Annotated in this window: 20 protein-coding genes; 10 read left to right on the top strand and 10 right to left on the bottom strand. The window is 43.2% G+C overall.

The genetic code is table 11. The features are described 5' to 3' along the window. Nucleotides 1-148 precede the first annotated feature (148 nt). Nucleotides 149-1054 (top strand): aldose epimerase family protein, encoded by a 906-nt coding sequence (locus tag BW980_RS16005; RefSeq protein WP_076456164.1) that lies wholly within the window; start codon nt 149-151, stop codon nt 1052-1054. Nucleotides 1055-1108: 54 nt separating this feature from the next. Here the strand turns inward: BW980_RS16005 and BW980_RS16000 are convergent, their stop codons facing one another. Continuing rightward, entirely contained in the window at nt 1109-1537 is a 429-nt protein-coding gene (locus tag BW980_RS16000; protein ID WP_076456163.1) for an organic hydroperoxide resistance protein, read from the bottom strand. Between the two features lie 153 nt (nt 1538-1690). On the opposite strand from BW980_RS16000, the gene BW980_RS15995 reads away from it, so the two are divergent. From BW980_RS15995 to BW980_RS15985, 3 genes are read left to right on the top strand one after another with little or no spacing between them, the layout of a single operon-like run. After that, a complete protein-coding gene (locus BW980_RS15995) occupies nt 1691-2251 on the top strand; it encodes a DUF2911 domain-containing protein (RefSeq protein ID WP_076456162.1) in 561 nt (186 codons plus the stop codon). Nucleotide 2252: 1 nt separating this feature from the next. Then, nucleotides 2253-3296, top strand: a complete 1044-nt coding sequence (gene meaB, locus BW980_RS15990) for a methylmalonyl Co-A mutase-associated GTPase MeaB (RefSeq protein WP_076456161.1) — start codon at nt 2253-2255, stop codon at nt 3294-3296. A gap of 37 nt (nt 3297-3333) precedes the next feature. After that, nucleotides 3334-4296 (top strand): glycosyltransferase family 2 protein, encoded by a 963-nt coding sequence (locus BW980_RS15985; protein ID WP_076456160.1) that lies wholly within the window; start codon nt 3334-3336, stop codon nt 4294-4296. Nucleotides 4297-4310: 14 nt separating this feature from the next. On the opposite strand, the gene BW980_RS15980 is transcribed toward BW980_RS15985, so the two are convergent. From BW980_RS15980 to mazG, 5 genes are all read right to left on the bottom strand, one after another. Further along, nucleotides 4311-5966 (bottom strand): ArnT family glycosyltransferase, encoded by a 1656-nt coding sequence (locus BW980_RS15980; RefSeq protein ID WP_076456159.1) that lies wholly within the window; start codon nt 5964-5966, stop codon nt 4311-4313. Then, nucleotides 5950-6531 (bottom strand): phosphatase PAP2 family protein, encoded by a 582-nt coding sequence (locus BW980_RS15975; protein WP_076456158.1) that lies wholly within the window; start codon nt 6529-6531, stop codon nt 5950-5952. Before BW980_RS15975 ends, BW980_RS15980 begins: the two co-directional genes overlap by 17 nt. Before the next feature lie 5 nt (nt 6532-6536). After that, nucleotides 6537-6764 (bottom strand): hypothetical protein, encoded by a 228-nt coding sequence (locus BW980_RS15970; protein WP_076456157.1) that lies wholly within the window; start codon nt 6762-6764, stop codon nt 6537-6539. A 1-nt stretch (nt 6765) separates the two neighbouring features. Further along, nucleotides 6766-8136, bottom strand: a complete 1371-nt coding sequence (locus BW980_RS15965) for an MATE family efflux transporter (RefSeq protein WP_076456156.1) — start codon at nt 8134-8136, stop codon at nt 6766-6768. 82 nt (nt 8137-8218) lie between these two features. Further along, a complete protein-coding gene (mazG, locus tag BW980_RS15960) occupies nt 8219-9001 on the bottom strand; it encodes a nucleoside triphosphate pyrophosphohydrolase (RefSeq protein WP_076456155.1) in 783 nt (260 codons plus the stop codon). Between the two features lie 99 nt (nt 9002-9100). Here mazG and BW980_RS15955 point away from each other — a divergent pair, with 99 nt between their 5' ends. Both BW980_RS15955 and BW980_RS15950 read left to right on the top strand, forming a co-directional pair. Beyond that, nucleotides 9101-9940: a sugar phosphate isomerase/epimerase family protein gene (locus tag BW980_RS15955; RefSeq protein WP_076456154.1), complete on the top strand. Its 840-nt coding sequence runs from the start codon at nt 9101-9103 to the stop codon at nt 9938-9940. A 2-nt stretch (nt 9941-9942) separates the two neighbouring features. Continuing rightward, entirely contained in the window at nt 9943-10854 is a 912-nt protein-coding gene (locus tag BW980_RS15950; RefSeq protein ID WP_076456153.1) for an SMP-30/gluconolactonase/LRE family protein, read from the top strand. 88 nt (nt 10855-10942) lie between these two features. Here the strand turns inward: BW980_RS15950 and BW980_RS15945 are convergent, their stop codons facing one another. The 4 genes from BW980_RS15945 to BW980_RS15930 all read right to left on the bottom strand — a co-directional run bounded on the left by BW980_RS15945 (nt 10943) and on the right by BW980_RS15930 (nt 17290). Continuing rightward, nucleotides 10943-12376 (bottom strand): TolC family protein, encoded by a 1434-nt coding sequence (locus BW980_RS15945; RefSeq protein WP_076456152.1) that lies wholly within the window; start codon nt 12374-12376, stop codon nt 10943-10945. A gap of 22 nt (nt 12377-12398) precedes the next feature. Beyond that, nucleotides 12399-15605, bottom strand: coding sequence for an efflux RND transporter permease subunit (locus BW980_RS15940; RefSeq protein WP_076456151.1), 3207 nt, complete (start codon nt 15603-15605; stop codon nt 12399-12401). 25 nt (nt 15606-15630) lie between these two features. Beyond that, the gene (locus tag BW980_RS15935) at nt 15631-16713 is read right to left on the bottom strand and encodes an efflux RND transporter periplasmic adaptor subunit (RefSeq protein WP_076456150.1); all 1083 of its coding nucleotides are present in this window, start codon (nt 16711-16713) and stop codon (nt 15631-15633) included. A 145-nt stretch (nt 16714-16858) separates the two neighbouring features. Then, complete coding sequence (locus BW980_RS15930; RefSeq protein ID WP_076456149.1) at nt 16859-17290, bottom strand: hypothetical protein; 432 nt, start codon at nt 17288-17290, stop codon at nt 16859-16861. Between the two features lie 198 nt (nt 17291-17488). Here BW980_RS15930 and BW980_RS15925 point away from each other — a divergent pair, with 198 nt between their 5' ends. The 4 genes from BW980_RS15925 to BW980_RS15910 all read left to right on the top strand — a co-directional run bounded on the left by BW980_RS15925 (nt 17489) and on the right by BW980_RS15910 (nt 20370). Next, a complete protein-coding gene (locus tag BW980_RS15925; RefSeq protein ID WP_076456148.1) occupies nt 17489-17941 on the top strand; it encodes a DUF1569 domain-containing protein in 453 nt (150 codons plus the stop codon). Between the two features lie 134 nt (nt 17942-18075). After that, on the top strand, nt 18076-18801 hold the full coding sequence (locus tag BW980_RS15920; RefSeq protein ID WP_076456147.1) for an MIP/aquaporin family protein: 726 nt from the start codon (nt 18076-18078) through the stop codon (nt 18799-18801). A gap of 49 nt (nt 18802-18850) precedes the next feature. Further along, a complete protein-coding gene (locus BW980_RS15915) occupies nt 18851-19726 on the top strand; it encodes an alpha/beta hydrolase (RefSeq protein WP_076456146.1) in 876 nt (291 codons plus the stop codon). Nucleotides 19727-19731: 5 nt separating this feature from the next. Further along, nucleotides 19732-20370: a GDSL-type esterase/lipase family protein gene (locus BW980_RS15910; RefSeq protein ID WP_076456145.1), complete on the top strand. Its 639-nt coding sequence runs from the start codon at nt 19732-19734 to the stop codon at nt 20368-20370. Nucleotides 20371-20405: the final 35 nt, after the last annotated feature.

The following is a 20405-nucleotide window of genomic DNA, read 5'->3' as shown; positions in this document are numbered from 1 at the left end:
AGCTGCTCACGGCTAGTAATTCCAGTAAGATTTTGTACTGACGAGGTTTGGTCGTCTGTTTTTTTAACTTATTCCATTATAAGGACGAAAGAAATATTCCCGTGTTGCAAAAAACCCATAATTTTGCAATAATTTTAATTCGAGACACTTGAAACAAGTTACGATACAGACAGAAAACATCATCTTAATCGTATTAGATTATGGTGCCGTAATTCAAAAATTGCTAGTAAAAGATAAGGACGGAAACTATACAAATGTAGTCGTTGGCCTTGACTACCCTAGTGCTTATCCACAAGACAGGAAATTTATGGGAGCGTGCGTCGGTCGCTATGCTGGACGTATTTCCAATGGTGGTTTCGTCATTGACAAACAGAACTACCCATTGCATAACGTAAACGGGGTTCACTTACACGGAGGAAAAACAAGTTTTGCCCAAAAAACCTGGAAATTCGAGGAAGTCAACAATGGCCCAGAACCCTTCGTCAAACTATCGTATTTCAGCAAACATCTTGAGGAAGGTTACCCTGGCAACCTAAAGGTGGTCGTGACCTATAAACTATCGGGCAACGCTTTGGTTATCGATCATCAGGCCATTACCGATCGTACCACCGTAATAAACCTCACCAACCATTCGTATTTTAAGCTCGATGACACCGATAGCCTGGCCCACTACAACCTGCAGCTTAATTGCACCCACTATACAGAGGCTACCCAAGACAAATTACCGACGGGCCAATTTGTTCCGGTAAAAGGAAACACCTACGATTTTCTTGCCGAGCGCCCCATCGGTAACACACGATTCGACATCCCCTTCGCCATTCACCCCAAGACAAATCTGGCGGCGCGGGTCTCATCAAAAAAATCAGGCATCAGTATGACGGTCAAAACCAACCAACCGGCCCTTATCGTCTATACCCCTCCTGAATTTACGGGCATATGTTTCGAGACACAAAACTTTCCCGATGCACCAAATCAACCGAGTTTTCCGAGTGCCCTATTAAGGCCTAACGAAAAGTACCGCAATATCTCGAAGTATGAGTTTGCACTAATATAAAGAAAGCCCTAAGAACATTGCTCTTAGGGCTTTCTTCGTATTACAAGGCCAATCCTATTCCTCTTCCACCATCAAATTCAGTTCCACCGTAATATTGTCTCTTGTGGCCTTACTGTATGGACATATTTCATGCGCCGCATTGATCAAGTCCTCCCCTTTTTGTTTATCTACCGTGGGTAACAGGCAATCTAAAGTGGCGTCGATGAAAAAACCATCTTCATCCTTATTAAAACCAACAATAGCGGTTACACTAAAATCACCTAAATCATCAACATCGTGCTCTTTGGCAACTGCCTGAAGTGCCCCTGCAAAACATGTGGCATAGGCTGCTGCAAATAGCTGTTCGGGGTTGGTGGACTTTCCATCCGTATTACCCTTGGCATCCGGCATTTTTATATCTAGGTCTAAGGCACCATCACTACTCTTTACGTGACCTCCCCTACCTCCTGTATTCGTTGCTTCTGTTTTAAAAATAGTTTTCATTACGTAGAATTTAATATTTACATCATCAATTTAAGCTATGAATTTTTATAAGAAGATTATACATTATTAAATTATTGTGAAAAACATCTTTACGATCAAAAAAAGAAGGGATTACACACCTTATTCGTAACTTAGGAGAACCAAGACCGAATCATGAAACTATTAAAACGCTTACTCATCGGCATTGCATCCGTCGGGCTGCTTTTCATTTTTGTAATAGGGCCCTACATGCGTAGACAGACCAAAAAGCATAGCCCTGAAAAAACGGCAACGTACACCCAGAACGACATGGACCTGCTGGTACGTTATTCCAGCCCAGCCAAAAAAGACAGAATCATTTTTGGGGAACTTGTCCCCTATGACGAAATTTGGCGTACAGGAGCGAACGAACCCACAACTTTCACTACCGCTACCGATATACTTGTAGCCAATTACCCTTTGCCCAAAGGGACCTATTCCCTATGGACAAGACCTGGCCGCCAGAGTTGGTCGGTTATATTCAACAGTCATATTCCCGACTGGGGCGTAACGGTTTTAAGTGGAGGAAAGAAAACGACAAGAATACCTAAGCACGATATCTTAGAAATAGAAATACCCACGGAAGAAACAAAACTGCCCATAGAAAACCTAACGATAGATTTTGAGAGGCAGAATCAACTATTTCTCGGTATTTCATGGGATAGAACCAAGATTAAAATACCTATTTCAAAATAACTTGAAACCGATAAAAAATACAGATTCCACCCATATATCCGATATACGGAAAAAAAGGAAAGTTGCCCTAGACCCGAAAACATTGGCCAATGCCCTACAGCAAGGCGACAAGATGGCTTTGGGCCGGGCCATTACCCTAGTCGAAAGCAACCATAAAAAACACTTTGAGCAGGCCAATGCGATCATTAGACAATGCTTAAAGCATAAGAACAGGAGTATTCGTATTGGTATTACCGGTGTACCAGGTGTGGGAAAAAGCACTTTCATTGAAACCTTGGGACGTTCATTGACCTCTGCAGGACACAAAATTGCCGTATTGACGGTCGACCCCACAAGCACGCAAAGTAAGGGCAGTATACTTGGGGACAAAACCCGTATGGAAACCTTGGCCAAAGATCCCAACGCCTTTATCCGCCCTTCGCCCTCCGGCCTCTCACTTGGTGGTGTAGCCCGAAAGACCAGGGAAAGCATCGTTCTTTGTGAAGCCGCAGGCTACCCTATTATTTTGGTGGAAACGGTAGGGGTAGGACAAAACGAAACTACCGTACACGGAATGGTAGATTTCTTCCTCTTGCTGAAATTGGCCGGTGCCGGAGACGAGCTACAGGGAATTAAACGAGGAATCGTTGAAATGGCAGATGCCATAGTCATTAATAAGGCCGATGGTGACAACCTCCAAAAAGCCGACGCGGCCAAAGCCGAATTCAAAAATGCCCTACAACTGTACCCACCAAAAGAAAATGGCTGGATCCCAAAAGTATTGAGTTGCTCGGCATTGAAAAATGAGGGAATCACCGAAATTTGGGCCATGATCGAAGAGTACATCAAAGACACCCAAAAGAGCGGGGTCTTTGAAGAAAAACGCATGCAACAAAACAAAAAATGGCTTTTTGAAGCCATTGAAGAACGGCTAAAATCAGATTTTTTTCAGACTGGGGAGATAAACAAAAACTTAAAAAAATACACCGAAATGGTCACCGCAAAAGAAATCAGTCCGTTTCAAGCGGCCGAAGAATTGATAAGCATTTTTAAAACCAGCTCTTAAATAATTCACTTAATTTGCCACAAACTTCACCAGCCCCATGAATTTGGTAACAACATCACCGCTGTCTATTGTCATTCCTGTATTTAACGAGGTTGACAATATTGCCTTGCTTACGAATAAAATACACGAGAGCCTTGAAGGTTATAACTACCAGATCATCTACGTAGACGATTTTTCATTCGACGGTACGAGAAAGGCCATTAAAAACATGAAAGATGACCGGGTTCACCTTATCAGCCTCAAAAGAAATTATGGCCAGAGCTTGGCCTTGGCGGCCGGTATCGACTACGCACAAGGTGACTATATCATTACTATGGATGGTGATCTACAGAACGACCCGAGCGACATACCCCAAATGCTGAAATACATAACGGAAAAAGACTATGATGTAGTTACCGGTATACGCGAAGAAAGGAAAGATTCCTTCATAAAAAAAATCCCCTCGAAAATAGCAAACTCACTCATTCGCCGTACCGCAAAACTTGATATCAAGGACAATGGCTGTGCCCTTAAAATTTTCACCAAGGAAATAGCAAAAGACCTGAACCTATATGGTGAAATGCACCGCTTTATTACCCTATTGGCCCATTTTGAAGGCGCCCGCATCAAACAGCTCCCGGTAAAACACCATGCACGACACGCAGGAAGCTCAAAATACGGCCTAGAACGCATTTTTAAGGTAGTAGCCGACATTATGTTACTATTGTTTATCAGAAAGTATTTCCAGCGCCCTATTCACTTCTTTGGTATTTTTGGATTTGTACTTATCATCATAGGCATTGCGATCAACCTGTATCTACTCGTCGTAAAATTCGGATTCGGGGAAGATATAGGAACAAGGCCCTTGCTTACTTTTGGTATGATGTTCATACTGGCCGGCATTCAATTGTTTACCATAGGCATAGTAATGGAGCTCTTGATACGTACTTACTACGAATCACAAAAGAAACGCCCCTACAGGATCAAGAGTATTACCATAGCCGACCAAGTTCAGCCGTAATCAGCAAAACATTATCACCGCAAGTGGATAAGATGCATTTTTTTCAGGCTGCGTTTTCGTGTCGACGGGTTTAAGAATCCCATCGTAAGCATCGATATATTGTAGTCGTTCTCAATAAATTGTTGGTCCCAATCAAGACCGGCATCCTGTACCCTTCGTAAATCCTTATCGTTTACGTATAGCCAAATATCCTTTTTCCTTTGTACGTTCTTTAGAGACGTATGCTTTACACGCTGACGGTTATAGAAATCAAGCGCCCAAGTATTAAAGTCCGATATCCTATAAATTCGATCTACCGGAATATTCTGATCTGCCACCACTTCTGCCATACTCGACCCGGCTTGGTACAATAACAAATTAGGATAAAAATGAAGGTTCATCACCGAATTAAAGAGCAATGAACTATACACCGATAGGGTAATTATACGTAAAAAACGTGCTTCCCTCTTTAAACAGAAATATACAATAATACCACAAAGAACGATCAAAAGCCCCCATGCCAGTATGCTTTGGAATTCAAAGACGTAAAAACAAATGAACAATACCGCCGTAAATACCACGCTCAAGACAAAGTATTGAGTTCCCAAGAAAATCGTCAAGATTTTCTTATTGTCTACTTTGACCAAATCAATTATGTAAGAAGCGGTCAAAACCGCAAAAAGCGGAATTACGATATTTAGGTAATGGGGCAGCTTAAACTGTGAAAAACTGGCTGCAAAAAAGAATATGGCGATGGTGCCCAAGGTCATGAATTCATATTGGGGATGATAAGCGAACCTTAGTTTGAATATTGCCTTGATACGGGAACCAACGGCTACTACTGCAGGAATGGTCCATGGAATGAACACCCAAAGGAATGTGTGAAAAAAGAAAAAATAATCGCTAGAAGTCTTCCCCATCGCACCTCCGCTGCGCTCTAGACTCTGTTCCAAAAAAATAAAGCGAATGCCACTATGGCCGGTTGTACCACGAATGACTTTTTCCGGATGCATATCGAACTGATGGTAGTATGCATAGAGCATAGGTGCTACGGCTATTGCAAAAAAGCCCAATCCTACAAGGACTTTATAACTAAGAACACGTTGCCATTTATGGGTATATGCCAAATGACATATCAAAGCCGACCCAATAACGAAGAGGGCTATCTGCCCTTTCGAAGAAAAGGCAAGGCCAGCCGCAACGGCACCTATGCATATCGAGGCCAATGAACCTTTTTCTATATAGCTGGTAAACTGCCAAATGGCAAGAATGGTAAATGCCGTAAGTGCGGCATCGGTTCGTACATCTATAACCGACAGAACAATCGTTTGGGCGGTCATATAAATCAAGGCTGCCAACCTTCCCGTATTCCGATTGTAGAGCAAGTTACCAAGACCGAAGCAACTATACGCCCCGAGCAAGGTTACCAATATAGCCGGAAGCCTATAGGCCCATTCATAAAAACCAAATAGCTTAAAAGAAAAAGCCGATAACCAAAAATGCAAATGGGGTTTATCGAGATATTGGGAGCCTCCTTTTATCAGGTTAAGAAAATCGTTCTCTTGCACCATTCGCATAGCCATTACTGCGAATTGGGCCGAATCGGGTTCAAAAAGGGTGACAAACATTCCGGCAACGTAGACCAGAACAATCAAAACTAATAAAAACCTATATCTAAGGTCTGATATCATACGTATATTTCTCAATTGCAAATATATACAACTTTGAAAACAACCAACTAAAAAACAGCCCTATTACGGCCCCTGAAAGCACATCCAATGGAAAATGCACCCCAATATACACCCGACTAAAAGCGACTAAAATCGCCCAAAGTATCAAGAAAACTCCTATGTAGGTGTATTTATGTTTCAACAAAAGAGTGAAGAAAAAAGCTACCGCAAAACTATTTGCCGCATGGGCCGAAAAATACCCGAATTTTCCTCCACACGAGCTTTTCACCAAGCGCATAAGTCCATCTAAGCTAGGATCATGGCAGGGTCGTAGGCGCTGCACCCCATATTTAAAGAAATTCGTCAACTGATCCGTAACCAAGATCATAAGGGCTACGGTTATCAAAACCCCCAGTGTTTTTTTGGCTCCTAGTTGTTTATAGGTAATAAACAATAGCACGGCATACAAGGGTATAGCACTTAACTTATGGGTAATGAACAGCCAAAAAGGATCCCAAGTAGGGCTTCCCAAATTGTTCAAAAAAAGAAAAAGCTCTTTATCTTGTTGTATAAGTTCTTGCCACATGTCATTTACTCTTCGTATCGAGAGACCTCTCGATCATAAAATTCGGTGGCCTGCTCGATCAGGTTTTTGGCTTCCGATTCAAGTTCTTTTTCATCTTCTGCCGAAAAATCCTCCAACCATTCTACCTCATCGTTCTCTAGATTGATAATAAAGCGTGGGTATTCGGTATGTACTACGAATATAGCGGTCGGATAATCGGTGTTGTCACCTAACAAAAATTTCGGGAATTCCATCTTATGAATTTACTATTAACTTTTTGGTCAAATAATTGAAGCGAAGATACAACATAACGGCCGATGCACTAAGTCCGGTAAGTAATCCTACCCATATTCCTATGCTTCCTAAATCGGTATGTAGGCCCAAGTAATAACTAACGGGAAAACCAATGGCCCAATAAGCGATAAAGGTAATCAGTGTTGGGATCTTTACATCCTGTAATCCGCGGAGGGCACCGAGGACGACCACCTGTACTCCATCGGATATTTGAAAAAATGCCGCAACCAGCAATAATTCCGCAGCAAGAACGATCACCTCCGTATTATCGGCAATGTTCATTGCATCGTCTAAATCAAGGTACAAAGTGGGAAACCAGTGTCTCCCGAGAAGAAATAGGCCTGCAAAAAGTATTTCCAACAAAAGGGTCAGCAAAAATATTGACCTTCCAATCCGGCGAAGTTCCATAAAATTGCGTAAGCCTTTTTGGTTACCTACCCTTATCATGGCCGCTACACCAAGCCCCATTCCGAACATAAAGGTCATACTGCTCAGGTTAAGGGCAATTTGGTTGGCCGCCTGGGCGTTCTTCCCTAGTACACCACTCAACCATATGGCCGCCGTAAAGATGGCTACCTCAAAAAACATTTGTAAGGCCGAAGGAAAGCCAAGGTTTACAATTTTTTTGATGACCTTTTTTTCTATTTTTCTAAAATTGAACCCGGTTACGTAATCGTGAAATTTCTTTTTACTCTTAAGAAGGTACCAGATATAGGCCACCATCATAAAGCGTGATACCAAGGTACCGATGGCTGCACCAACAATACCCATTTTTGGAAAACCAAAAGACCCAAAAATCAAAAGGTAGTTTATAATTACGTTCACCACATTGGCCATAATCGTAGCATACATGGGATATTTGGTCTGTGAGAGTCCTTCCGAAAATTGTTTAAAGGCTTGAAAAATAATGAGCGGCACCAGTGAAAAGGCCACCAAATCCAAATACGGAATGGCCAAGGCCACCACCTCTTCAGACTGCTTCATGGAGTACATCAAAGGTTTTGCGAACATTATCACCCCGAACAACATCAGGCTAAGGAGCGTACACAAGACCAAGCCATGCTTTAGGGCTTTTTTGGCATTCTCCTTATTACCCGCACCATCGGCCTCGGCCACCAAAGGGGTTATGGCCGTGGAAAAACCGATACCCAATGACATGGCTATGAATACAAAACTATTGCCCAATGAAACCGCCGCCAACTCTGCCGTACCCAATTGCCCTACCATAATATTGTCGGCCAATTGCACAAAGGTATGCCCTAACATTCCCAAAATTACGGGTACGGAGAGCTTTATGTTATATCTAAATTCTTTAGTGTATTGCTGAAACAAAACTGTTGTATTTAATCCGAATCAAGTACAAAACGAAGTGTTTTTTCAACGGTTTCATTGTACTTGTTTACTGCGTTATTTTTTATTGTGCCTGTTTGGCTTCCTCCCAAAAAACGTCCATTTCGGCCAAGGTCATTTCCTTAAGCTCCTTCCCCAATTCCTTGGCCTTTCCCTCCAAGTACTGAAAACGGCCAATAAACTTTTTATTGGTACGCTCCAATGCGTTTTCCGGACTGATATTAAGAAAGCGGGCGTAATTGACCATGGCAAACATGACATCCCCAAATTCCGATTCCATTTTATCTTGGTCGTTTATTTTTACTTCCGCTTGTAATTCACCGAGTTCTTCCTGAACTTTTTCCCATACCTGTTCGGTTTTTTCCCAATCAAAACCAACCCCGGCTACCTTGTCTTGAATGCGACTGGCCTTTACCAATGCGGGCAAACCTTTGGGAACACCTTCTAAAACGCTTGTTTTCCCCTTGCCTTCTTTGAGTTTGATGTTTTCCCAGTTTCGTTTTACATCTTCTTCACTGGTCACTTTTACATCTCCATAAATATGGGGATGACGGTTGATCAACTTCTCGCATATATTGTTGCAAACATCGGCGATATCGAAATCACCGGTCTCACTTCCTATTTTTGAATAAAAGACAATATGAAGCAACACATCGCCCAACTCTTTCTTAACCTCTTCAAGGTCATTTTCGAGAATGGCATCACCAAGCTCATACGTCTCTTCAATGGTCAAGTGCCGCAAGGTTTGCATGGTCTGTTTTTTGTCCCACGGACACTGCTCACGAAGCTCGTCCATAATGGTCAATAAACGGTCAAATGCCTGAAGTTTTTGCTCTCTCGTATTCATACCCAAAAATTTCGGTAAAAGTACAAAGACCCACCTTTTAACGTGTCGAAAATTTAGAGTATTTTAGGAGTCTTTACCAAGATTTATCGATACCTAGTTATGATCTACTCCAATAGAAGAAATTTTGTAAAACGGTCGAGCCTCGGCATTACCGGAAGCCTTTTACTACCCTCCATCGGTTTTGCCATGCCTAGCGGTGAGCAATACGGGGTACAGCTCTACACCTTTCGCAACGAAATGGCCAAAGACCCTAAGGGCACCCTAGAACAGATTGCGGCCCTTGGCATAAAAAAAATAGAATCGGCGCGAAGCAAAGCGGGACTCTACTACGGCTTATCGCCAAATGAAATGAAAAATACCTGCGATAGCTTGGGTATGCAACTTTGCAGCGGCCACGTGGCTTTGGATAAAGATTTTGACGATACCATGCGGCAAGCCGTTGAAGCGGGCCAAGAATATGTAATCTGCTCTTCCCTCCCGAGCAAAGGCCAAAACATCGGAAATTACAAAAAGGTAGCCGAGGCATTCAATAAGGCCGGAAAAGCCTGTGAAAAATTAGGTTTAAAATTTGGTTACCACAATCACGAATATGAATTCGAATCCGATAAAGGTGAGGTACTTTACGATGTTCTTATGGACAATACGGATCCCGACCTGGTTCATATGGAGCTAGACTTGGGCTGGGTCGTCATTGCCGGAAAAGACCCCTTGGATTACTTTAAAAAATACCCCGAACGCTTTCCCCTATGGCATCTAAAAGACATGAATATGCACGAAAAAATAAGTACCGAATTCGGTAAAGGCGGCCTTGATATAGCCACCTTACTGCAACACAAATCAGATTCGGGCATAAAACATATTTTTATAGAACAAGAAGAATACGCTAGTACACCTATGGAAAGTATGAAGCACAACATGAAATTTCTAAAAGCACTTTAAACATGAAAAACATTAGAATACCCTCCCTTTTATCGGTCTTCGCCGTTTTGGCACTATCTTCCTGCAAGGCTCAACTCAATGCGCCCAAAGGAATTATCGCCAAAGATGCCCAACTGACCTTGATCTCGGAGGAATATGAATTTACCGAAGGGCCTGCCGTCGCCAAAAACGGCGATGTCTATTTTACCGATCAGCCCAATGACCGTATTGTCAAATGGGATGCCAGCACCAATACGGTTTCCGACTATATGAAGCCCTCAGGACGGTCTAACGGACTCTATTTTGATCATGATGGCAACCTTTTGGCCGCTGCCGATGAAAAGAACGAATTATGGAGCATTGCCCCAAATAAGAAAGTCACCGTGCTTATAGAGGATTACGAAGGGAAAAAACTGAACGGCCCCAATGATCTTTGGGTCGATTTAGCGGGAGGAATTTATTTTACGGATCCCTTTTACAAACGATCTTGGTGGGAACATACGGAGCCGGAACAAACGGCCCGAAGGGTGTATTACCTCCCAAAAGGAAGTACCGTTCCAAGGATAGTTGCCGACGGATTCGAGCAACCCAACGGTATTATTGGTTCCCCGGATGGCAAAACACTTTACATTGCCGATATTGGCGCAAAGAAAACCTTTGTATATACCATTGATGCCAACGGAAACCTTTCCAATAAAAAATTATTTACCGAAATGGGCTCCGACGGTATGACCTTGGACAACCGCGGCAATGTTTACTTAACCGGAAAGGGCGTTACGGTATTCAATTCAAAAGGCGAGCAAATAGAACATATTAATGTACCGGAAAACTGGACGGCCAACGTAACCTTTGGGGGAGCTGACCAAAAAACACTGTTCATTACCGCCATGGATTCGGTCTACACCTTAGAAATGACCGTTCAAGGCGTACGATAACCCTTAATTTTTCAAAATCAAAAAAAGCCATTTCACGAATTTGCGAAATGGCTTTTTGAATTAAGAGTAAAAGTGTATTAGGAGTAAATCAGTTCCAACCGCCGCCTAAAGCACGGTATACATTAACCACGCTGCTCATTTGTTTTTGCTTGGTCTCTATTAGTTCAACCTTGGCTTCCAAGGCGTCGCGTTGGGTCAAAAGAACCTCCATATAGTCTGCCCTAGCCGACTTAAATAGTCGATTCGAAATATCGATAGATGCCGTAAGGGCTTCTACTTCCTTCGACCTTAAATCATAACTTTTTTCCAAATTATCGATTTTGGCCAGTTGGTTAACGACCTCAACGTAGGCGTTCAAAATAGTCTGCTCATAATTATAGACTGCCTGCAACTGTTTAGCACTCGCTCCATAGTATGCCGCTTTTATGGCATTCCTATTGATCAAGGGAGCCGTTAAATCGCCCACTACCGAATAGAGTAGCGATTCAGGTGTTTCCAATAGGTACTTTGTATTGAATGACTGAAAGCCTACACCGGCGGAAATACCTAAAGAAGGATAGAAACGGGCCTTGGCGACTTTCACATCGAGTTTTGCCGCCATTAGATCCAGTTCCGCCTGTTTGATATCGGGCCTATTGGCCAATAATTGCGACGGCAGTCCCAAATGTACCGTTTCAGGCACCAAATCTTCGAAGCCTTGATATTCTCTTTCAATGGGTTGCGGGTAACGCCCGAGCAAAAAGTTGATCTTATTTTCGGTCTGTACGATTTGCTGTTGTAATTCAAACTGCAAACTCTTGGTATGCAAGACTTCGGCCTCAAACTTTTTTACGGCCAGTTCGTTTACCTTCGCCGCCGCTTTTTGAAGCTTTACAATTTCAAGGGCATTGCCCTGAATATCGATATTCTGCTTAACAATCGCCAACTGATTGTCTAGGGCCAACAATTCGTAGTACGAATCGGCAATTTCGGCAATGAGATTGGTCACCATAAAATTACGTCCTTCGATGGAAGACAAATAACGGGTAACGGCTGCTTTTTTGGCATTTCTCAATTTATGCCAAACATCGATTTCCCAACTTGCCTCGGCCCCGATCAAGAAATCTCCCAGAGGTTCGGGAAATTCTTCGCCCGGACGTATATCGGTATTGGCATCATTGGCACCTTGACTGGTATAGCGCCCAACTTTCTCTAGGCCGGCACCGGCCCGTAGGCCTACAAAGGGAAGATACTCCCCTTTCTTTTCCCTTACCTCACTCTTGGCGACAGCAATTTCCTGTAAAACAATATTCAGTTCTTGGTTATTGGCTAGGGCCGTGTCTATAAGATCGCGCAAATGGGGATCCTTAAAATATTCACGCCATGTAACCGTAGCCGTATTGGTTGAATCCTGCGAACCGTTAAAACTTTCCGGGACAGCGGTATTCGCCGTTTTTTGAAGTGCTGCGGGGCTCTTACACGATGAAAACGTAAGGGATAGACATGCTATACCCAAACCCATATATATTATTCTTTTATACATTTTTCTAAATTTCGTTAGTGGTTTATTTATCCGCTATAGACTCTGCCAACAAGGGATGTTTAGGATCGTTGTCAACGTAATCTTCCGACAATGGGTTTTCATCTTCGTATTTGATCAACTTGCGTTTCGCCGCGATTGTACCGAAGATGTAATAGAGTCCGGGTACGACAATCACACCGAAGACCGTACCTACGATCATACCTCCGGCTGCCGCCGAACCAATGGTACGGTTACCGATGGCCCCAGGACCTGTAGCGAATACCAAGGGAATCAATCCTGCTATAAAAGCGAAGGAAGTCATCAAAATTGGCCTAAAACGCTCTTTGGCCCCGGCAATGGCCGCTTCTAGAACCGAAAGCCCCTGTTGGTGCTTCTGAACGGCAAACTCGACGATAAGCACCGCATTTTTACCCAAAAGCCCCACTAACATCACCAGTCCCACTTGGGCGTAAATGTTGTTTGACAGTCCCATCATCTTAAGCAATATAAACGAACCGAAAACACCGGCGGGCAATGATAGAATAACGGCTAGGGGCAGTAAGAAGCTCTCGTACTGGGCGGCAAGGATCATATATACGAAGGCCAGTACGATCAAGAAAATATACAATACCTCGTTACCACGTCCCACCTCATCTTTTGAAAGTCCGGCCCAATCGATACCATAACCACGGGGCAATACCTCTTCCGCCACTTGTTGGATGGCCTCAATGGCCTCACCACTACTGTAACCCGATGCAGGGGAACCGTTTATCGAGGACGTTGTATACAGGTTATAGCGTGTAATTTCATTTAGCCCTTGCTTTTTCTCCATTTTCATAAAAGCCGAATACGGAACCATTTCGTCATGATCGTTCTTTACGTACATTTTCATAACATCGGCCGGCAACCTCCTAAACTCGGGCGACGATTGCACATATACTTTAAAAAAGCTACCGAAACGTACAAATCCTTGTTCGTAGGTACTACCGATCAAAATGGAAAGGTTGTCCATGGCTTTTGCTATGGAAACCCCTTTTTGCATGGCGAGCTTATTATCGATTTTCAACTCGTATTGCGGGTAATTTGCCGCAAAGAAGGTAAATAGCCCTGAAAGCTCTTTTCGCTTTCTCAATGCGGCCATAAACTCATCGTTGACCTTTTCAAACGCTTTATAATCGCCCGAATTTGTCTTATCCAACAAGCGCAAGGCAAAACCACCTGCCGCTCCATAACCGGGCACTGCCGGTGGTTGAAAGAATTCAATGGTAGCCCCTGGAATATCTTTTGCTTTCTCCTCAAGCTCTTCGATGATCTCGACAGACGACATTTCTCGCTCCGACCAGTCTTCAAGGTTGATGAGGCAGGTACCCGCATTGGAACCACGACCCTCGGTCAAGACCTCATAACCCGCCAAGGCCGATACCGACCTGATACCCGGTATCTCTTCCGCTATCTTCTGCAGTTTACGGGCCACCTCATTGGTCCGTTCAAGAGTAGAACCCGGAGGGGTTTGTAAAATAGCATAGATCATACCTTGATCCTCATTCGGTATAAAGCCTGTTGGCAAGGTCTTGCTCGTAAAAAATATACCCGCGCAAAAAGCGATCAATAGTCCAAAAGTCACCGTACGCCGATTTACGATCAACTTAAGAAAGTTGGTATACTTGCCCGTCAGCTTATCGAAGCGTTTATTGAACCCGTCTAAGAACCGGTTCATCAGGGTTTTCTTTCTGGGTTCCCCGTGATTATTTTTCAATATCATCGCACAAAGTACGGGAGTAAGCGTCAAGGCTACGATCCCTGAAATAACAATGGATGTGGCCATGGTAATGGCGAACTGTCGATAAAACACACCCACAGGTCCGGTCATAAAAGACACCGGAATGAACACAGCGGTCATTACCAAGGTAATGGCGATAATAGCCCCACTGATTTCGTGCACCACCATCTTTGAAGCCTTAAAGGGAGAGAGATGGTCTTCTTCCATTTTTACGTGTACCGCCTCGACCACCACAATAGCGTTATCGACTACAATACCGATCGCCAAAACCAGGGCAAAGAGTGTGATAAGGTTGATCGTAAGCCCGAACAGCTGCATAAAGAAAAACGCCCCGATCAAGGAAACGGGAACCGCTATGGTAGGAATCAAGGTAGAGCGCCAATCGCCCAAGAAGATAAAAACCACTAAGGCCACCAAAATAAAGGCTTCGCCAAGGGTGTGCACCACCTTGTCTATAGAGGCGTTCAAGAAACTGGAAACATCATAACTGATTTCATAATCCATCCCTTTAGGAAAATTATCGCCTTTGATCTCTTCCAATTTAGCCTTAACCGCTTCAATTACATCGTTGGCATTACTTCCCGCGGTCTGTTTTAAGGTAATCGCCGCAGATGGGTGCCCGTCTAAGTTGGAATAGATATCGTAAAACTCACTTCCCAAATTAACATCGGCTATATCTTTCAAGTACAGGATTTCACCATCAGGATTCGATTTTATAATAACATCTTGATATTGCTTCGGCTCGTTGTACCGCCCTTCATAGGTCAGCACATATTCCAGCGATTGTGAGCGTTTACCCGAACTACGGCCTAATCTACCCGGCGAACCTATAATGCTCTGCTCTTGCAAGGCTTCCATTACTTCTTCCGTGGAAACGTTATAGGCCCGCATTCGGTCGGGTTTTAACCAGACCCTCATGGCATATTGACGGCTTCCTAATATTTTTGCCAAGCCTATACCTTTTATTCGCTTTAATTCCGGAAGTATATTTACGTTGGCATAATTGTAAAGAAACTTTTCATCGGCATGTTCATCCTCGCTATACAAGTTCACGTACATCAACATATTGGGTTGTGCCTTTGAAATAACGATACCTTCACGCTGTACCAGTTCCGGTAAACGACTGGTGACCTGCTCGATACGGTTTTTAACGCTCACCACGGCTTGGTTGGGATCTACGCCCAAGTCAAAAATAACCTGAATGGTAGCTTCGCCCGCACTAGTGGCATCGGATGTCATGTATTTCATTCCGGGCGTTCCGTTAATGGATTTCTCCATTGGAATCAGCACCGAATTGACCAATACCTCGGCACTGGCCCCAGGATAAGCTATACTTACATTTACCCTTGGTGGTGCTATGGATGGGAACTGTGATATGGGCAGTGTCTTGATGGCAAGCATGCCCAAGAACACGATGAACAGTGATATCACGATAGACAACACTGGTCTTTCTATAAATTTGTTAAACATATTCTTGCTATTTTTTTACGTTAGATTATTCAGAGTAAAGTTCTAGATGGGCGAGAACCTCATCGGGCTTTTCAAACTCGTAGGATATCTCATCGTTATCCCTAACCTTACGTAAACCTTCCAGCAAAATTTTATCGCCCTCTTTCAAGCCTTCGCTTACGGCGTAAAGGTCTTGCATATCGGCGCTAATGGTAATTTCTTTTGACACGACCTTATTGGTATCGTCCACTACAAAAACATATTTTTTATCGAGCACCTCAAAGGTGGCCTTTTGCGGTATGATCAATGCATCTTTTAACGGAACCGACATAAGCACATTTCCCGTTTCACCGTGCCTAAGCAATCCATCTGGGTTCGGAAAAGTGGCCCTAAAGGGAATGTTACCTGTTTCATTGTTGAAATCGGCTTCGATAGTTTCTACGATTCCCGGATGTTCAAATTGCCTATGATTGGCCATCAACAAGTTTACCGTAGCCTTGCTATCATTCTTTAAATTGGTTTTATAATCTAGGTATTCGGGTTCTGAAACATTAAAGTACACCCACATTTTTCCATTGTCGGATAAGCTGGTAAGCAACTCCCCTTCTTCAAGTAGACTACCCGGCCTGACAAGAAAGCGATCGATTATACCATCAAAAGGTGCCCGTATTTCGGTAAAGCCCAGATGCACCTGTGCCAAAGCCAATTCCGCATTGGCCTTGTCGAGCTTGGCCTTATCCATGGCCAATTCGTTTTGTGACACTACGTTACTATCTGCCAGCGATTTGGTATTTTCATATTCTATTCTTGCCACTTCGGCTTCCGCTTGTGCCCTTTGCATCTCCGCCCTATATAGTTTGGGCATAATTTGAAAGAGTAACTGGCCTTTCTTTACGAACTGGCCTTCATCGACAAACACTTTTTGTAGATAGCCCCGTTCTTGCGACCTGAGTTCAATATGTCTTATAGACTGTATTTGACAAACGTATTCGTTAATTATGGTGGTATCTTTCTTTAAGGGGCTGGTTACCAAAAATTTTGTTTCCGATTCTTGGTGTTTTTTTTCCGATTTACAACTTGAGTGAAGCAATAGCACAGCCAAGCCCATGAGCATGAAAATTCTTCTCATAACTTAATATTTTAGTTTTGATAATGGTTTATGATGATGTCTTACAACATCTAAAATGGTTGTTTTTCAAGTGCATTGTTCCGCATCGCACTTAAAAAAGGGAGAGTGTTCGGCTTATAGTCACCACCGAACCCGATTTACGCTATCACAGTCGAAAAACGCTGAATATGAGGTGAAGGGCCTTATACGTAGATAAATAGGTAAAGTGTTCGTAAAGCGAAAATTGCCTGTTTACCCGATTAAAAAGGTAAGTTGTTCTGTAGAAAATCGAGAACGAACATAAAAAAGGAACCTTACTCGATTGTTTTTTTAAAACGGTAGGTTCACTCTCTTCTTCCTCACTATCGATACATTCCACCTTATGGCTGCGATGTCTTTCGGTAGAAGAGGAACAGAAAATTGCTTGTTGCAACGATTCGTTGACACTTGTATCGACCGTGTCGGTGCCCGCATCGTTGGAATAATTCTCGTAAACAAAAAAGCTACCTTCAACAAGTGAATTTGCAAAGGTTTGATTGCAAACACCTATCAGTAGTACAAAAAGAGATAAAAGATATTTAAGCACCTTTTTTTTCATCTGAAAGCAAAACTAGTACACGACCCCAATGTGGACAACATGTCTATCTTAAATGTTTGTTAACACGGGCTTTTAATTCGTTATAAGCAGTTAAAGCCCCTTTTACCGACGAACTAAAAACAAAAGTTCCACTTTTTTTAAATATCTTTCGGTCAGACCATTTCATTTGTTGGTCTTTATTCTTTAAACCAGCCCACTATGAAAAATATATTCGACCCCACAGATGTTCAAGAACTCGTTTCGCGCATCGACAACCTCAACGCCCAAAGCCAGAACGAATGGGGCAAGATGAACGTGGCACAAATGATGGCCCACTGCAACGTGGCCTACGATATGACCTATACCGACAAGTACCCGAAACCTAAAGGCTTCAAAAAGTTTATTATCAAACTTTTCGCAAAAAACATGGTGGTCGGGCCAAAACCTTACAAGCGAAACCTTCGTACCGCAGCTGAATTTTTGATTGCAGATGAACGCGACTTTGAAGCGGAAAAACAAAAGCTAATCGCACACTTGGAAAAAACACAACAACTGGGGGCCACTCATTTTCAAAACAAGGAATCGCATGCTTTCGGGCCACTCACTTCCCAAGAATGGAACACTCTTTTTTACAAGCATTTAGACCATCATCTTCAGCAATTTAATGTTTGATTTCCTTTTCAAAAAAAAATCTCAATATCAATCCATTAATTACCTAAGGCGTATTCAATATTGACATCCCTCGCCTTCAACAAGCGTAAAATTTTGTTTTTTTAGTATCTTTTCACCAACTAAACAACTCCACTATGATCGTTTACCTCTATGAATTTATCGGCACCGCCCTGCTTATTCTCATTGGCAATGGCGTAGTCGCCAACCTAGTTTTAAAAGGAACCAAAGGACCGGATACGGGTTGGACAGGTATTTCCTTAGCCTGGGGAATTGCCGTCTTTATTGGAGTATATGTCAGTGCGGATGTAAGCCATGCCCATATAAACCCCGCCGTAACCTTGGCTTTGGCCGTAGCGGGTAAATTTAGTTGGCAATTGGTTCCCGGTTATATGTTGGCACAAATTTTAGGGGCCATGATGGGGAACTTTATGGTTTGGCTCAGTTACAAAAAACATTACGATGCGACCGAAGACCAAGGCGCCATACTGGCCACCTTTTGTACCGCTCCGGCCATTAGGAGTCCTTTTTGGAATTTTGTTACCGAGGCCATAGGCACGTTTGTCTTGGTATTTGGTGTGTTTTTTATTGCTGGCGGTACATTTGGTGATGAACCGATTTCACTCGGTTCCTTAGATGCTTTGCCTGTAGCCCTCTTGGTAATGGGCATAGGATTTGGTCTTGGGGGACCGACGGGCTATGCCATTAACCCGGCGCGTGATTTTGGCCCGCGATTGTTGCACGCCATCTTGCCCTTAAAAGGAAAAGGAAGCAGTGATTGGGGTTATGCATGGATTCCTATTATAGCTCCATTGTGCGGTGCCCTTGTAGCCGCCTTGACCTATCTGGCCATTGCCGTTTAAACTGTAATCCAATACCCCTATTGTTAAGGGCCATAAATAACAACAGTACATGAAAAAACTTAGTCTCGTATTTTCTTTCTTGATCATTGTTCAGCTCAGCTTTGCCCAGGAATTTATAGAATTGCCCTATGAAGAGAGTACGACCGTAAAATGGGAGCATCAAGAAAAACAATACTTTTCAGACATATGGAAAACAGAAGTGGTCACCAATGTATCAACTCCTACGCTTCAAGTTTTTCAACCTAAAAAACCTAATGGCACCTCCGTTATAATTGCACCCGGCGGAGCCCTGTATGCCCACAGTATCAATAGCGAAGGCAGGGACGTTGCCAAATGGCTCGCCGATAAAGGCATAACCGCATTCGTCTTAAAGTATCGCCTTGTGCCCACGGGCCAAGATGCCGTTCAAGAATATAGTACCGAAAGCAAAACCGATCCATCCCGCATAACCGAAAAAATAGCGGCCGTTTTCCCCCTGTCCATTGCCGATGGACTTTCTGCCGTTTCATATGTTAGGGAGAATGCTAAAAAGTATCAATTAGACCCGAACAAAATAGGCTTTATGGGCTTTTCAGCGGGAGGCGCCGTGACCATGGGCGTAGCTTATAACTACAAAGCCAAAGACAGACCCGATTTTATCGTTCCTGTATACGCATGGACAAGTGCCTACCCTGTTCAGGAAGCCCCGGAAAATGCTCCAGATATGCTTGTTATCTGTGCCAGTGACGACCCATTGGGCCTTGCACCGGGGAGCATTGAAATATATAATTCTTGGATCAAAGCCGGTCAACGGCCGGAACTACATATGTACGCCAAAGGCGGCCACGGCTTCGGCCTAAAAAAACAAGGTTTACCGGCCGATCATTGGATACAACGATTTTATGAATGGTCCGTTGCCCAAGGAATCACCTCAACTTCCAATTAAAAGAAATGAAAACACCCCTTATCATATTCCTTTTAGCGAGCTTTTCCCTACATGCCCAAAATGCTTTTAACAAAGAGGTAGAGGCCATTGTACAGAAATACGACAGCCTTTATGACTCCTCACAAGAGAGTATCGTGTTTACCGGAAGTTCCAGTATACGTGTCTGGAAAGACCTTCAAGAGCGCTTTCCCGAGCATCAGATCATCAATTCAGGATTCGGTGGCTCGCAGGCTATAGATTTACTTCAATTTACCGACGACCTTATTCTACGCTACCATCCCAAAAAAGTTTTTATATACGAAGGGGACAATGACATCCAAAACAAAAAAAGGCCAAAAGATATTATTCGTACCCTAACAGCGATCAAAGACAGTATCTTTAAGGAAAATCCACAGACCGAGATCGTTTTTATCTCCGCAAAACCGAGTTTGGCCCGTTGGAAACTAAGAAGGAAATATAAAAGGCTGAACCGAAAGATGGAAAAAATGACATATACCGACGGCCGTTTGCAATATGTCGATGTCTGGAAGCCTATGCTCGACGGCCGAAAGGTGAAGCAGGATATTTTTGTGGAAGACGGCTTGCACATGAACCCTAAAGGATATGAAATATGGTACTCCGTGTTAAAAGATTACCTCAATTAGACACGAAATATCTTAAACCCATAAAAACTACTTCG

Source organism: Zobellia uliginosa (assembly GCF_900156625.1).
Lineage (GTDB): Bacteria > Bacteroidota > Bacteroidia > Flavobacteriales > Flavobacteriaceae > Zobellia > Zobellia uliginosa.
This window is presented reverse-complemented; position numbering and strand designations above follow the sequence as displayed.

Excerpts from the sequence above, each read along its gene's own strand:
- BW980_RS16000 (WP_076456163.1), bottom strand. The coding sequence starts at position 1,537 with ATGAAAACTATTTTTAAAACAGAAGCAACGAATACAGGAGGTAGGGGA.
- BW980_RS15995 (WP_076456162.1), top strand. The coding sequence starts at position 1,691 with ATGAAACTATTAAAACGCTTACTCATCGGCATTGCATCCGTCGGGCTG.
- BW980_RS15985 (WP_076456160.1), top strand. The coding sequence starts at position 3,334 with ATGAATTTGGTAACAACATCACCGCTGTCTATTGTCATTCCTGTATTT.
- BW980_RS15980 (WP_076456159.1), bottom strand. The coding sequence starts at position 5,966 with ATGATATCAGACCTTAGATATAGGTTTTTATTAGTTTTGATTGTTCTG.
- BW980_RS15975 (WP_076456158.1), bottom strand. The coding sequence starts at position 6,531 with ATGTGGCAAGAACTTATACAACAAGATAAAGAGCTTTTTCTTTTTTTG.
- BW980_RS15970 (WP_076456157.1), bottom strand. The coding sequence starts at position 6,764 with ATGGAATTCCCGAAATTTTTGTTAGGTGACAACACCGATTATCCGACC.
- mazG (WP_076456155.1), bottom strand. The coding sequence starts at position 9,001 with ATGAATACGAGAGAGCAAAAACTTCAGGCATTTGACCGTTTATTGACC.
- BW980_RS15955 (WP_076456154.1), top strand. The coding sequence starts at position 9,101 with ATGATCTACTCCAATAGAAGAAATTTTGTAAAACGGTCGAGCCTCGGC.
- BW980_RS15950 (WP_076456153.1), top strand. The coding sequence starts at position 9,943 with ATGAAAAACATTAGAATACCCTCCCTTTTATCGGTCTTCGCCGTTTTG.
- BW980_RS15945 (WP_076456152.1), bottom strand. The coding sequence starts at position 12,376 with ATGTATAAAAGAATAATATATATGGGTTTGGGTATAGCATGTCTATCC.
- BW980_RS15940 (WP_076456151.1), bottom strand. The coding sequence starts at position 15,605 with ATGTTTAACAAATTTATAGAAAGACCAGTGTTGTCTATCGTGATATCA.
- BW980_RS15935 (WP_076456150.1), bottom strand. The coding sequence starts at position 16,713 with ATGAGAAGAATTTTCATGCTCATGGGCTTGGCTGTGCTATTGCTTCAC.
- BW980_RS15930 (WP_076456149.1), bottom strand. The coding sequence starts at position 17,290 with ATGAAAAAAAAGGTGCTTAAATATCTTTTATCTCTTTTTGTACTACTG.
- BW980_RS15925 (WP_076456148.1), top strand. The coding sequence starts at position 17,489 with ATGAAAAATATATTCGACCCCACAGATGTTCAAGAACTCGTTTCGCGC.
- BW980_RS15920 (WP_076456147.1), top strand. The coding sequence starts at position 18,076 with ATGATCGTTTACCTCTATGAATTTATCGGCACCGCCCTGCTTATTCTC.
- BW980_RS15915 (WP_076456146.1), top strand. The coding sequence starts at position 18,851 with ATGAAAAAACTTAGTCTCGTATTTTCTTTCTTGATCATTGTTCAGCTC.
- BW980_RS15910 (WP_076456145.1), top strand. The coding sequence starts at position 19,732 with ATGAAAACACCCCTTATCATATTCCTTTTAGCGAGCTTTTCCCTACAT.